The 13852-nt window shown below is 61.5% G+C and carries 15 protein-coding genes; 7 read left to right on the top strand and 8 right to left on the bottom strand.

Going from position 1 to position 13852, the window contains the following annotated elements:
* Positions 1-60 precede the first annotated feature (60 nt).
* From QSJ36_RS07820 to QSJ36_RS07795, 6 genes are all read left to right on the top strand, one after another.
* On the top strand, positions 61-1281 hold the full coding sequence (locus QSJ36_RS07820) for a hydrogenase small subunit (protein ID WP_022397360.1): 1221 nt from the start codon (positions 61-63) through the stop codon (positions 1279-1281).
* A gap of 26 nt (positions 1282-1307) precedes the next feature.
* The gene (locus QSJ36_RS07815; protein ID WP_102721522.1) at positions 1308-3065 is read left to right on the top strand and encodes a nickel-dependent hydrogenase large subunit; all 1758 of its coding nucleotides are present in this window, start codon (positions 1308-1310) and stop codon (positions 3063-3065) included.
* The gene (locus QSJ36_RS07810; RefSeq protein WP_102721521.1) at positions 3062-4234 is read left to right on the top strand and encodes a cytochrome b/b6 domain-containing protein; all 1173 of its coding nucleotides are present in this window, start codon (positions 3062-3064) and stop codon (positions 4232-4234) included. Before QSJ36_RS07815 ends, QSJ36_RS07810 begins: the two co-directional genes overlap by 4 nt.
* A gap of 19 nt (positions 4235-4253) precedes the next feature.
* Positions 4254-4799: a HyaD/HybD family hydrogenase maturation endopeptidase gene (locus tag QSJ36_RS07805; RefSeq protein WP_285468051.1), complete on the top strand. Its 546-nt coding sequence runs from the start codon at positions 4254-4256 to the stop codon at positions 4797-4799.
* Entirely contained in the window at positions 4792-5133 is a 342-nt protein-coding gene (locus QSJ36_RS07800; protein WP_285468049.1) for a hydrogenase maturation nickel metallochaperone HypA, read from the top strand. The genes QSJ36_RS07805 and QSJ36_RS07800 overlap by 8 nt, the downstream gene beginning before the upstream one ends.
* Before the next feature lie 129 nt (positions 5134-5262).
* Entirely contained in the window at positions 5263-6210 is a 948-nt protein-coding gene (locus tag QSJ36_RS07795; protein ID WP_146021083.1) for a hypothetical protein, read from the top strand.
* 90 nt (positions 6211-6300) lie between these two features.
* On the opposite strand, the gene QSJ36_RS07790 is transcribed toward QSJ36_RS07795, so the two are convergent.
* Complete coding sequence (locus tag QSJ36_RS07790) at positions 6301-6702, bottom strand: DUF4870 domain-containing protein (RefSeq protein WP_022397366.1); 402 nt, start codon at positions 6700-6702, stop codon at positions 6301-6303.
* A gap of 190 nt (positions 6703-6892) precedes the next feature.
* Here QSJ36_RS07790 and QSJ36_RS07785 point away from each other — a divergent pair, with 190 nt between their 5' ends.
* Positions 6893-7624, top strand: a complete 732-nt coding sequence (locus QSJ36_RS07785; protein ID WP_285468047.1) for a hypothetical protein — start codon at positions 6893-6895, stop codon at positions 7622-7624.
* A gap of 173 nt (positions 7625-7797) precedes the next feature.
* On the opposite strand, the gene QSJ36_RS07780 is transcribed toward QSJ36_RS07785, so the two are convergent.
* From QSJ36_RS07780 to QSJ36_RS07750, 7 genes are all read right to left on the bottom strand, one after another.
* Entirely contained in the window at positions 7798-10053 is a 2256-nt protein-coding gene (locus QSJ36_RS07780; protein WP_285468045.1) for a family 20 glycosylhydrolase, read from the bottom strand.
* 381 nt (positions 10054-10434) lie between these two features.
* Positions 10435-11079: an NAD(P)H-dependent oxidoreductase gene (locus QSJ36_RS07775; protein ID WP_102727101.1), complete on the bottom strand. Its 645-nt coding sequence runs from the start codon at positions 11077-11079 to the stop codon at positions 10435-10437.
* A gap of 32 nt (positions 11080-11111) precedes the next feature.
* Positions 11112-12203, bottom strand: a complete 1092-nt coding sequence (gene hisC / locus QSJ36_RS07770; protein WP_102728093.1) for a histidinol-phosphate transaminase — start codon at positions 12201-12203, stop codon at positions 11112-11114.
* Positions 12200-12496 (bottom strand): hypothetical protein, encoded by a 297-nt coding sequence (locus QSJ36_RS07765; RefSeq protein ID WP_102753024.1) that lies wholly within the window; start codon positions 12494-12496, stop codon positions 12200-12202. The genes hisC and QSJ36_RS07765 overlap by 4 nt, the downstream gene beginning before the upstream one ends.
* Before the next feature lie 172 nt (positions 12497-12668).
* A complete protein-coding gene (locus tag QSJ36_RS07760) occupies positions 12669-13268 on the bottom strand; it encodes a GrpB family protein (protein ID WP_285468034.1) in 600 nt (199 codons plus the stop codon).
* Between the two features lie 93 nt (positions 13269-13361).
* Entirely contained in the window at positions 13362-13499 is a 138-nt protein-coding gene (locus QSJ36_RS07755) for a hypothetical protein (protein WP_022397372.1), read from the bottom strand.
* Positions 13496-13654 (bottom strand): hypothetical protein, encoded by a 159-nt coding sequence (locus QSJ36_RS07750; protein ID WP_156340781.1) that lies wholly within the window; start codon positions 13652-13654, stop codon positions 13496-13498. Before QSJ36_RS07750 ends, QSJ36_RS07755 begins: the two co-directional genes overlap by 4 nt.
* Between the last annotated feature and the right edge of the window lie 198 nt (positions 13655-13852).

Raw genomic sequence — 13852 nt, 5'->3', positions numbered from 1 at the left:
TATTGATCGCATTTCCCGGAAATCGTGTCTAAATGGAAACGATTTATTTGGACCACGCACATGAAGCGCACGCAGCAACCTTCCATGCAGGAGGCGGAGCAGGCCTCCCTGAATCATGAGATTTTAACCACATGGCGTCCCGGGGAAACCCTGGGGGAACACATGGAGCGCCGCGGCGTCAGCCGGCGCGAATTCAATAAATGGTGCCTGAAAATGATCGCCCTGATGGGTGTGGCCACCGTAACCGGAGGCGTTTCCAACGCCCAGGAGATTGCGGACAAGATGGCCGCCCTGAAACGCCCGGTGGTCATCTGGCTCCAGCTCCAGGAATGCACCGGGTGCCTGGAAAGCACCATCCGCAGCTATAACGAGGAGATCGGGGACATGGTGCTTTCCGCCGTCTCCATGCCTTACGTGGAGCTGCTGATGGCCCCCTCCGGGGACGCAGCCAACGCCGCCCTGGAAGAGGCCATCAAGGAACCCCATATCCTCGTCATCAACGGTTCCGTCCCGGTCAACGACGGCGGGGTGTACTGCACTGTGGCCGGGGATACGGTGGAGCACATGCTGCGCCACTGCGCGGAAAACGCCTCCTACATCCTAGCGGTGGGCTCCTGCGCGTACTTCGGCTCCATCCAGGCCGCCCGCCCCAACCCCACCGGGGCCGTGGGCATCCGGGACATCCTGACGGACCGCACGGTCATCAATGTGCCAGGCTGCCCGCCCATCGGGGACGTGATCACCGCCGTCATCATGTACATCCTGACCTTTGACCGCGCCCCGGAATGCGACCTGGAGACGCGCCCGCTGATGGCGTACGGCACCCGCATCCATAACAACTGCCCGCGCCGCGCCCACTTTGACGCCGGCCAGTTCGTCAACGTGTTTGACGATGAGAACGCGCGGGAATGCTTCTGCCTGTACAAGGTGGGCTGCAAGGGACCGGATACGTTTTCCCCCTGCCCCATCGTGAAGTGGAACGGCGGCGTCAGCTTCCCCATCCAGTCCGGCCACCCGTGCATCGGCTGCACGGAGCTGTACTTCTTTGACCGCATGACCCCCTTCTACAAGACGCTGCCGAACGTGAACGGCTTCGGCGTGGAGGCCTCCGCCAACGTGATCGGGGCCGTGGGCGTGGCCGGCGCGGGCGCGGCGATCGCCGCCCATGCCGTAGGTTCCGCCATCCATTACAAGAAGCAGCACATGAAGGAGGAGGCGAACGTCTCCCTGCCCGCCTTCGGGGACGCTCCCGGCTCGCCCGACAAGGAAACTGAAGAATAACCAGAAGCTTTCACCACCAGATTACCATGAGCAATTACACATCAGCGGACGTTCCGGAATCCAGCCGGGTGGTCATTGACCCGGTGACGCGCATTGAAGGCCACCTGCGCGTGGAGATGGAGGCCGGAGACGGCGTCATCAAGAACGCCTGGACCTCCACCACGCAGTACCGCGGCATTGAGGTGATCGCCTGCAAGCGGGACCCGCGGGACGTATGGGCCTTCGTGGAACGCATCTGCGGCGTCTGCACGGGCACGCACGCCATTGCGGCCCTGGCCGCGGTGGAGGACGCCCTGCAATACCCGGTGCCCGTCCAGGCCCGCCTCATGCGCGACCTGGTCAGCGGCGCCCTGGGCATCCAGGACCACGTCATCCACTTCTACCAGCTCCAGGCCATGGACTGGGTGGACGTGATGTCCGCCCTGAAGGCGGACCCCAAGGAAACCGCCGCCATCGCCAAATCCCTTTCAGACTGGCCCCTGTCCTCCGCCACGTACTTTGCCGGGGTGCAGAAAAAGCTGAAGGACTCCATCGCCCACGGCCAGTACTCCATTTTCACGAACGGCTACTGGGGCCACCCGGCCTACAAGCTGCCGCCGGAGGTGAACCTGCTGGGTGTGGCGCACTATCTCCAGGCCCTGGTCTGGCAGCGGGACATGATCAAGATCCACACCATCCTGGGCGGCAAGAACCCGCACCCGAACTTCCTGGTGGGCGGCATGGCCTGCGCCATCAACATGAACAATGACCAGGCCATCAACCAGTTTGCCCTGAGCTACCTGAAACAGCTGGTGCAGACCTGCCACGACTTCATCCACAAGGTGTACTACCCGGACATCGTGGCCATCGCCGGATTTTACAAGGATTACGCCCACATCGGCGCGTCCAACCCCAACTTTTTCTGCACCGGGGACCCGTCCGAGATTAACACCGGAGCTCCCGCCGGCAAGGGGATGATCAAGCCCGGCGTCCTGCTGAACGGGGACTATAAAAACGTGCTTCCCTTTGACCAGGACAAGATCAAGGAATTCGTCACCAGCGCCTGGTACAAGTACACGGAAGGCCGGGACGCGGGCCTGGCCCCGTACGACGGGGAGACGAACGCGGATTACAACGGCCCCAGGCCGCCCTACAAGTGGCTCTCCGACCATCCGCAGTACACCTGGGTGAAAGCCCCGCGCTACGACGGCCACGCGATGGCCGTGGGCCCGAACGCCCGCATGATGATCGGCTACGCCCAGGGCGTGCCCGCCATCGTGGAGCGGGTGGACGCCGCCTGCGACAAGCTGGGGCTGCCGCGCGACAACGCCTTCATGAACTCCACGCTGGGCCGCGTGTACGGCCGCTCCCTGGACGCCCTGATCAACGTGGACATGATGGTGAACCAGCTCCAGGAGATGACGGACCGCATCAAGAACGGGGAAACCGCCACCTTCAACCCGGAAAAATGGGAGCCGGAAACCTGGCCCTCCTCCTGCAAGGGCGTGGGCTGGGTGGAAGCGCCCCGCGGCAGCCTGAGCCACTGGGTACGGATTGAAAACGGCCAGACGGTGAATTACCAGGCCGTGGTGCCCAGCACCTGGAACAGCTCCGGCCGCGACGCGGAGGGGCAGATGGGGCCGTACGAATATTCCCTGGCCCATACCGGAAAACACCCGCTGGTGGACCCCACCCGCCCGGTGGAACCCCTGCGCACCGTTCACAGCTATGACCCGTGCCAATCCTGCGCCGTCCACTTGTTTGACGAAGAAGGGGAGGCCATTCTGACCAGACAGGACCCGTGAAAACGACTCTTATCGACAAAGACCTCACCCTGGCGGTGGAGGACGCCATTCCGGCCAGCCCGGTTTACACGCCGGAGGAAATCCTGGCCCTGGCCGTGTGCGCCTCCCCCAACGGCAGCACGGACCCGGGGGACCTGGCCCTGCTCCACGCCGCGCGGGAACGGGGCGTGGCCCTGCCCTACGCCCAGCAGGAGAATTCCTGGGAGGCTCCCTCCCGGGAAAGGCCGTACAGCACGGCCATGCTGAAAGCCGCGGACAAGGAGGACGCCGCCCCCTTCATGGTGGCCCGCGGCAGCCTGAAGGCCCTGGAAAAGCTGTGTGAAGTCAGCCATCTGGAAAAAGAGCGCATGAACAAGGCTTTTGAGGAATACTCCCCCTCCGGCTTTGAACCCGTGGCCGTGGCCGTCCACCGGCCCGGCGCGCCGTGGCGCCTGCTGGGCGTGGTGCCCATGCATGCCATGAGAGACGTGCGCCGCCTTTCCATGGCCAAGGCCAATTTCCGCTACTTCCACGTCTGGGACTGGCCTCTGCGCGTGCTGCACTGGACCTGGGTGTTCTGCATCATCGGGCTGGCTTCCACCGGCATCTGCATTGCGGAAGGGTGGTTCCTGAAAATGGGGGACCTGCACGGGGCCTTCCAGTTCGGCACGCTCCGCTTCGTGCACTACGCGCTGGGGTGGACCCTGGTGGTGGTGATGATGCTGCGCTTCTCCTGCTTCTTCATGGCCTCCAACAAGTACCAGAGTTTCCGGGCCCTCTTCCCCATCTCCAGGCAGCAGTGGAAGGACCTCTTCACCACGGCGGTGGACTACGTGTTCGCCCGCAGTTATGACGGCCCCCGCTACATCGGCCACAATCCTTTACAGCAGTGGACGTACACGGGCGTCTACGTCCTGTTCACCACCATGGTGGTGACCGGGCTGGCCCTGTACGCCCTGTATGAGCCGCGCCACTGGTTCTACCACTGGTTCATGCCCCTGAACGACCTGATAGGGGTTCCGTACGTGCGCCTGGTGCACCTGATCGGCATGTGGTGCTTCATCATCTTCGCCATGGTTCACGTGTACCTTTCCATCCTCTCCGGAAACGTGGACCGGGACGGCACCATCTCCTCCATGTTCAGCGGAGGGCGCTGGCTACGCAAGGGCGTCAAATTCCGGGATGAATAACCCTTCCCCCGCATCTGCCATGGAATTGGAGCCATACACGGAAGAACTCCGGGGCTGCCCCGTGAAGGGGAACGCCTATCCCGTGCTCGTGCTGGGCGTGGGCAACCCGCTCATGGGGGATGACGGCATAGGCGTGGAGCTTGCCCACCGCCTCCAGGAACGGGACTACGGCCCGCTGGTCCATGTGGAGGAGGGAGGCACGCTGGGAATGACCCTGCTGCCCCTGCTGGAAGACGCGGATACGGTCATCCTGCTGGACGCCGTCAAGACGGGGACCCGGCCCGGAACCGTCGTCACGCGTAGCCGGGACGAACTCCCCCGCCATTTCTCCCGCGTCATCTCACCGCACCAGATCGGCATGAAGGAAGTGCTGGGCGCGGCCCAGCTGTGCGGCACCCTGCCGCGCATCATCACGCTGGTGGGGGTGGAGGCCGGGCATACGGACTTCTGCCAGCCCATGTCCGCGGAAGTGCGGGAGGCCGTGCCGCAGGCGCTGGACCTCGTGGAAACCCTCATCGCCCGCGCCCTGGAGGAATACCAGGCCCGGAAAGACGCGCATGCATGAAGTAGGCATCATGGAGGGGGCGCTGGGCATGGCCCGGCGGCTCATGGAAAAGAACGGGGGAACCCGGCTGATGCGCGTGCACATGACCATCGGCAGCCTGAGCGGCGTGGTGCCGGAAGCCCTGCAATCCGCCTTCCTGGCCCTGAAGGACGCGTATGCCGCGCAGGACGCCGCCCTGGACGTCACGTGGGTGGAGGCCCTGTGCCGCTGCGACGCTTGCAGCGCGGATTTTTCCTTCACGGAGCACGGCTACATCTGCCCCGGCTGCGGAGACCCCGCCCTGGCCATCCTCCGGGGACGGGAACTGGAACTGACCCGGGTGGAATGGGAGTGAACCGCGCTTTTCCCGTCCGGAAGAAAATAAGGTGAATTTACCCGAACATTTTATCCGCCCGGACGGTCTAATACCATTGGCGCGCATCCACCGCGCCTCAAACGTCAAACCAACTATGTAACCAGCGTCATGAGCAATATCAACCCATTCATTCTAACAGGGATGATGCCGCTTTCAGCCTCATCCATGAACCGCGTCTCCTACATGTGCCCGGTCACCATCAGCAATGACGTGGTGCAGGGCCAGACGGACATCCAGGATTCCCTCACCGTTGATTCCGGCGGCAATCTTTACATCATCAACGCCCCCGTTTACGTGGGAGGCCCCAACCAGCCGGACCACGGGCACCGCACCGCCCACCTGGTCATCCGTAACGGAGGCACCATGACGCTCCTGGGCAACCTGCCGGACCACATGACCGTTTTCCTGGGAAACAAGGCCAACGGCAGCCTGGAGATCAACGGCGGCCGCCTTCTGATGGGCCAGGGCCGCATTCAGGGCTCCAGAGAGCATGAAGGCAGAATCGCCATGACGGACGGCTGGCTCTTCGCCTCGGAAGTGGACCTGCCCGCCGAGGGCTCGGAACTCGTCATCAAGCACGGCCTGATGCGCATCAAAAAACTTTCCGGCAGCGTATCCACCCACATTTACGGCGGCGTGCTTCACGTGAAGGAGGAAGCCCACGCCAGCCGCATCCATTTGATAGATGACGGCGTGCTGCTTCTGGGCAGCGTTACCAGCCAGCCTTCCGCGGACGTCATGGCCGGAGCGGGCATCAACTTCCGCGGGGACGGCGGCGCGCTGGTCATCCGCGTGCCCCATCCGGAAAACGCGCTGACGCGCACGCGGGAGGCGGAACACGTCTTTGACGAACTGCTCCGGAGGGGCAAGCTCTTCCATGACAGCAAACCCATGACCAGCTTTCAGGGCTTCCACATGAGGGAATTCACCGGGCATGACAGCCTGACGTACGCCGCGCTGCGCCCCTCCGCCCAGCTGCGCGCGGAACAGAACCAGGTCACGCGCCTGCTCCATACGTTCATGTACGGCGGCAGTGAAAAGGACATGCCCATCTGAACCTCTCCGGAAAACGGATCCCATTCCGCAAAAAAGCCGCCGGCGCAGAATGCCGGCGGCTTTTTCATAAATGGGCAAGTGGAAAAAACGTTACTTCAGGAACGTAATCGTGAGGGGCGCCACGTAATCGTAATCCCCGTTCGCCACCTTGACGGCAGTGATAATAGCAAAAACAATCCACGCGATGACGACCGCGGGAGCCAGCACGAAGCCGATCAGGACAAAACATAACAGGAAGGCCGCAATCGAATAAATCGCCCAGGAAATCTGGGCATTCAGAACGTTCTTTCCTACCTTGTCCACCAGGGGGTTGGCATCCTTCCAGACCAGCCAGCAGATCAGGGGCGGAATGATGTTCACGCCGGTGGAGAAACCGAAAAAGACGGACACCAGCGGAGAAACCGCCGTAAGAGTGGCCTGGGTCTTGTCGGGCTGTTTTTCAGGGGCGGGTTCCTGAACCGGCTCCTGGATGATTTGTTGTTCTTCGTCCATAAAAAATGCAAGGCGATGGGAAGCGGGAGGGCGAACGGAAACCTCTTCCATTCCTTTCCGCCTCAGTTAACCCCTTTTTCACATATTCCACCCGGTAGTCAAGCTTCCAGACCGTTCGTTTTCCGAATAAAAAGCATTCTCCTGCAATCATCCTTGCCTCCGCGGCGGGAAGTGGCTACACATGCAGTCCATGACCAACACCCTGACGCTGCTCACCCTCTCCGCCTGCCTGGGGGCCTGTGTTCCCGGCGCGCCGGAAATCCTGCCTCCCGCTTCTTCCGTCACCCGCCGTGAAGCCCTGGAAACCAGCCGGGCCTATACTTCCATGGCCTGGCGGGGCTCTCCCCGGAACGTCCGCCACGGGACGGACGAGGACGGCATCCGGATAGACACGCCGGACGCCTCCGCAGCCGGAGGCCATGCCGGCGCGTGGTGGCGGCCCGGCGCGCGTTACACCGGCATGCCGTACAAATGGGGCGGGTTCGACACCCCGCGGCAGTTCGCCGAACGCCTGAAGGCGGATGCCGCCAACGGGGGCTCCCCCGCCGCGGCCGGGGACATGGGCACCCCGGAAAAGCAGGCCGCGGGGGATGCCGCCGCCAGCCGCTTTGCCGCCGGGGTGGACTGCTCCGGCTTCGTCTCCCGCTGCTGGCGCCTGTCCAGGCCATTTTCCACACGGGAGCTCCCCGCTCTTTCCATTTCCCTCCCCTCCTGGGATGAGCTGAAAACGGGGGACATCCTGATTGCTCCGGGACGCCATGTGCTCCTGTTCATCCGCTGGGAGGGAGCGGAAAAAGACAGGTTCCTGGGCAGTGAAGCCGGCCCCCTGCCGGTCTGGAAGTGCGCGGAGCGCGTTTTCAGCCGCCCCATGCTGGAGAACAGCGGCTACCGCCCCATGAGGTACAGGGGCATGCGGGACTGAACCGCTGCGCGGAACTCCTCCATCTCCGGCGCTCCAGAACGGCGCCGGGAACAGGAACGCCCCGCAAGTCCGGAGACTGCGGGGCGCTGGAAAGAGTGCGGCGCATGAGGCCGCCCGGCTCCGGAAAAAGCCGCCCGGGATTATCCAGGCCGCGCCGCTTCCGGCACGGGCCGTTACAACGGCTGGACGTTCAGATCAAACACCTTCCCCTGGAAGGAGGAGCCGAGCACCTTCAGCGGGAGAACGAAGGTGGAGCGCACGCCCTTCGTGCGGGGTTCAAAGTTTTCGTCCGGATTGCGGAAGCTCTTGAGCACCATGGTGCCCGCAGGCTTGCCGTCAATGAGGAGGGTGGTTTTTTCCGGCTCTCCCACAATTTCCACCTTCACCTTCTTGCCGACGGGCAGCTTGGCGCCGAAGGAGAATTCCAGAGAGTCATCCCGCCGGAAGCCCATGGTGCCGTCCTTCATGACGGCGAACAGCTTCCCTTCCGGGCCGGAAAGCAGAACCTGCTCCTTCCCTTCCGGAGCGGCGGAAAGCTCAAGCTCCATGGTGAGGCGGTAGCCGGGCCCCAGGGCGGGCTGGTTCAACTGCTGGGGCAGCTTGCCCGGAACCACGGAGAAGGGCTTGGAATCCTTCCACTTGTGGAGGGGGTTGGTACGGGGGGCTTCCCCGATGGCCTTGACCAGCTCCCGGTGCTCTTCAAAAGAATCCGGAGCCTTGGCCTTCCCCCACATCTTCTGGGCCAGCACGTCCATGGAGCCGGAAATAACGCCCCAAATGTCATAGGGGGCATAGCCGGAGTGCTTGAGGTCCGTCTCATCATTCCAGACGGCAAAAGCCGCGCCGATGAGCTGGGGATGGCCGGAAGGCAGGGTTTCATTCCCGATGCGGTTGGGAATCCAGTTATTATAAAGCCCCTTGTGGTTCCTGTCCATGCGGTAATAGTTGGCGTAGGGCACCACGTACAGGGCGCCGTCATTGGTATTGATGACGTCATAGCCCTGGTTCACGGCCTCCCAGGCCCTCATCCATCCGGTACTCCAGAGGTTCATTTGAACGCCCTTGCTCACCACGGGGGTTTTGCCGGGCTTGGTGCTCAGGCTGCCCCAGATGCGGGGCGTATAACCGCGCTTCAGGGCGTGCTTCAGCACGGCGTCCGCAAAATGGCGGTAATCCTCCTTGTTGCCGTAAAACTCGTCCGCGCCCACATGCACCACCTTGCTGCCGAACACCGGGCGGCCCAGTTTGGGGTCTTTCAGCAAATACTCGTCAAATACCTTGCCCACCAGGCTGATCGTCTCCGGGTTGGCGGCGTCCAGCATCTCGCTGCGGCGCTTTTCATGGTTCATGGGTCCCTTGTAAATGAGGTCCGGGCGCAGGCGGGTGAAGGAAAGCGCGTGACCGGGAGTGTCAATCTCCGGAACGATGCTGATGCCGCGGCGTTCGGCGTAATCCACCAGATCCGCAAACTCCTTCTTGGTGTAGAAAAGGTCCTTCGCCGTAAGAGGAACGCCGTCCTTGCCCTTCATGCTGGATTCCAGGCGGAAGGCGGCATAGAGCTCCTTGAACGGATCGCGGCCCTTGTCCACATACATTTCATGGAAAATGAAGTTATTGTTGATGACCAGGTGCAGATCATTCATCTTGTACCAGGCCATGGTGCGGATCACGTCCCTGAGGTAGCTGAGGGGATAGGGCGTACGCGCAATATCAAGCATGAAGCCGCGCAGCTCATAGCGCGGGAAATCCACTGCCGTGCCGCAGGGAACGCTGCCGGGGGTCTGGCGCAGCATCTGCAGCAGCGTGCGCGTGCCCCAGAACAGCCCGGTGGGCGTAGCCGCGCCAATGCGGACGCCGTCCCTGGTCACCTGGAGCCTGTACCCCTCCTTGCCCAGGTTGCCGCCTTTCAGCAGGGAAAAGGAAATATCCGCCTTCGCGCCGGGCGGGACAAGCTTGACCTTCTTCCCCGCCACGTCTTCCAGATCAGCCGTGAATATCTGCGCCAGCTCTTTTTCCGGGCAGGCTACGGAAACCGTGTTCCCCAGCTTGTACTCGCCCTGGCCGCCCTTCCATTGCAGGATCTCCGGAATGATACGCGGCTTGGGATTGCCCTGGGCGGCGTCCGGGGCCTGCAGCATGATTTCATAATCCTTGCTGATGGCTTCCTTGCCGTCCTTGGTCACCTTGAAGCTGACGTTGACGGGGGTGTCTGAAATAACGGGGGCTATCTTTCCCTTGCTGTTAACAAGCTGCTCATAGTCGGCCCCCAGGAATTTGATCTGGGCTCCGGAGGCGCTTGGCATCGGCAGTTGTTTTGCGCCCGCTTTCACCGGAGGGATGGTGAGGGAATCCGCAATCTGCTTGGCGTCCTGCCCCATCAAGGGAGATGCGGCAAAAGCGGCGATCATCAGGAATAGGTTCTTCTTCATGTTATCGTGTCGTTTCAGGGAAAAGGAGGATCTGGTTCGTGCCAAGAACTACGCGCCCGCCGTCCTTTTCTTGCAGGGAAAGGGGAAAAAGCGGGTGAATTCTCCTTCGTTCCGCCGTCCGGGCAGGCATTCCGCCGGGCGGATTGCCGCGCGTCAGGTTTCATGAAGGAAAACCGCCGGGCCCGGGAGGACCGGCCAATCTTGTTCAGGCAAGTTATTATCTCAAACATCCCGTTCTTGGCGAGATTAAAAAACAGGCACGCTCCGGACGCGGGAAAAAGACCATGCGCCCGGAAGGTAAACGCCCTGCCGGACAAAAAAAGGGGCCGGACCTCCAATCAGGAAATCCGGCCCCGGACAGGGGGAAAAGGGAAGGAGAAATCAGGCGCGGATGTCGATCACCTCCCCGGCGGGGAAGCGCACCTTGGCCTCGCGGGCGTAATCGTCGTCCTTCGCGCGGTAGCCCAGCGCCACGCTCACCACGGAGCGGTACGGCGTGCCGTCCAGGCCCAGAATCTCATCATACTTATCGCGGTCCATGCCGCCGATGGTGCAGGAATCCACCCGCAGGGCGGCGGCCGCGCTGAGCAGGAAGCCTGCGGCAATGTACACCTGGCAATCCAGCCAGGTGTGCATTTTTTCCGGAGTCAGGGATTTTACATAGCCAGTATAGAAATCAGCGGAGGAAGCCAGCTTTTCCGCGGACGGGTGGCGCGTGAACTCAATCTGGGCCAGGTAGCGGTCCACGTCCCGCTGGGTGGCCGTCCTGCGGGCGCAAAGCACCACGTAATGGGAGCAGTCCTCCACCTGGGACTGGTTCCAGGAGACTTCCCGCAGGCGCGCCTTTAATTCCTTGTTCGTCACCACCACAAACTTCCAGAGCTGAAGACCCAGGGAAGACGGGCTGAGGCGCAGGCTTTCCGCCAGCGCATGCCAGGTGGGTTTCTCAATGCGGGCTTCGGGGTCAAACTTCTTGCAGGCGTAACGCCATTCAAGACCGTCAATGTACTGTTCCGGAGAGATCATAAAAGGTGAGACAGGAAAAACGGCGAAACTGTTTAAAGTACTTCCTTCAAAACTTCAATGCAGCGGGCATTTTCCGCGGGGGTGCCTATGCTGATGCGGATCCACTCCGGCAGCCCGTAGCCGTCCTGCGCGCGGACGATCACGCCCCTGGCCAGCATGTCCTGGAACACCTTCCTGCCCTGCCCCACCTTCACCAGGATGAAATTGCCCTGGCTGGGAATCCATTCCAGCCCCATGTCCCGGAAAGCCTGTTCGTAAAAACGCATGCCCTCGGCATTGTTCTCCACGGTGCGGCGCACGTGCTCCCGGTCTTCCAGGGCGGCCAGGGCCGCCTCCTGCGCCAGCACGTGCAGGTTGAACGGCGCGCGCGCCTTGTGCAGCATGCTGCACACGTGTTCCGGGGCAATGCCGTAGCCCACGCGCAGGCCCGCCAGACCGTAAGCCTTGGAGAAGGTGCGGAGAACAATCACGTTGCGGCCTTCCCGCACGAACTTGAGGGTATCCGGCGGATTGTCGGAAAACTCCCGGTACGCCTCGTCAAAGCATACCAGCACGTGTTCCGGCACCTTCGCCATGAAATCGTCAATCTCCTGCTGGGTCACGACGGTGCCCACGGGATTGGTGGGATTCGTAATGAACACGATGCGCGTGTTGTCCGTAATGGCATCCAGGAAGCCGTTCAGATCGTGCGTCCAGTCCGGCTTGTTGGGCACTTCCACGTACGTGGCGCCGAACAGCTTGGACATGATGGGGTACATGGAAAAGGCGTGCCTGGCGGCCACTACCTCCGCCCGGGGATTCAGCAGGGCATGGCACATCAGCTCAATCACCTCGCTGCTGCCCGTGCCCACCACCGTCTGGCCAAACTCCACGCCGCAGAACTCCGCAATGGCGGAGCGCAGGCGGAAGGCCGCGCCGTCCGGATAAATGTTCACGCCTGCCGCCGCGCGGGCAATGGCCTCCACCGCCTTGGGGGACGGCCCCAGCGGGTTCTCATTGGACGCCAGTTTCACAATATCATGGGGATCCAGGCCCAGTTCCCGGGCCGTCTCCTCAATGGGCTTGCCCGGCTGGTAAGCCACCAATTCCAGCACATGCCGGTTTGCGAAACTCTCAATACTCATAGCGGCGGAATGTTACCGCCATTCCCCACTTCTGGCAATACGGATTTCCATCCGGAGCGGACCTTAAAAACATGCCTGTCATTCAGCCTCATCCACGCTGCGGGAAGCGGCGGAATTTCTTTCACCCCCGGAAAGGCCTTCCTTTCCAACCGGCTTAATCCTCTTCCCGCCGCCAAAATAAACGTATCCATGGCTCGAACAGCCGGAAGCAGGCTTTTTAATGCCGCGGCGGGCGAGTATTGCCCGGAAGGATAAAAATTAGACTTCCGCTCTTTGGGCAGTTTCCCAAACATGGAAAGGGTGGTTCAAAGCAGATGTCCCTCCGGAAAGGTCGTGCCAAATCCATGCCCTTGTGGACGACAATGGAAGTTTCACCATCAAGCAAGTTTGGAATGTCCGCCTGCCCTTTCCTTCCGTCTTTCCGCGCATCCCCTGCCCTATAAAAAGCAACCCGGTTTAACGGCCTTATGCCGGGACGTGCCTGCCGGGCATTTCTTCCCTCGCCCGGCGGGTCATGGCGGCGATCAGCTCCGTTTTTCCCTCCGTATAGGCATCCCGGTTGAATTCGAACTTCTCTTTCAGGGAACGCTTGAGGGCGGCGTACCTTTCCGCCTCATCCGGATGCGCGGCCAGGTAGTCCCGGAAGTACAATTCATCCCAATCCCGGCAGGGCCGCACATGCAGATGGAACGCCTGCCCCCGGAAGCCGTCCGCGGCATAGCCCTTCACCAGAACCAGGCGCATCTGCGCTTCGTCCCGGTGCATTTCCCGGTAGCCGCACTTTTCCAGCAGAGGAAGCGTTTCAAAAACAAATGAATCGGGCCGCACTTCCAGCAGAATGTCAATGGTGGGTTTGGCCGCCAGGCCCGGAACGGACGTGCTCCCGAAGTGGGAAAGGCGGCTGATGCGCGAGAGGGGCACCACCGATTCCAGCATCTTTTTCTCCCTCCGGTAGATTTCCGCCCACTCCGGCCTGGATTCGCTCAGGATGACGGGAAACAAGCGCCAGAGTTCTTCAAGGCTCATGGCGGACAGGGCGGCTTCATCCGAAACACGGCGGGACATTCCCGGAAGATAAGGGAGACGAAGCCGTGAGTCAACCTCCCCGGCGTCCTCCCCGGCCTGCCGGCGGGGAACCGCGGACCTTTTTGCCATTCCCTACTTTCTCCGCTTGCTGCCGTCCCGCGGACGGCAGCGCAGGGCCTGGTACCCGGCCACGACAAAGGCGAAGGTAGTCACCGCCAGAAAAGAGCGGAACAGCCACGCCAGAAGTTCCCAGTAAATCTCCTGAGTCATGCGGAAGGTTTTTTACCGGAATCCGGGACGTTGCCCAGATCTTCCCGGAGACGTTTGACGGCACAGGCAATGAGGGTAGCCTTATCAAGCTGGCAGCGCTCCACGTTCAGGGCGTCCGCTTCCGCATCCCGGAAAAAATGGACGGATAACGGCATTTTTCCCTTGATTTGAATTTTTTTCTGACTCTTTTTCTTATTTCCCGTCTTCATAAAAATCCTTCTTTTGGTGCAATAAGGGCTTCAATAACCCGCTTACGATGCAATAATGCACCTGAAACGGTATTTCAGTCAACGAAAATATGCCGTTAAAATGATATTATGCAAAAAAGGTTGAAAAATCGCACCATTTTCGTT

Origin of the sequence: Akkermansia sp. NBRC 115031, from assembly GCF_030268505.1 — a bacterium.
Classification (GTDB): Bacteria; Verrucomicrobiota; Verrucomicrobiia; order Verrucomicrobiales; family Akkermansiaceae; genus Akkermansia; species Akkermansia massiliensis.
Note: the sequence above shows the minus strand (reverse complement) of the source record. Positions and strands in the feature narration are given on the sequence as shown.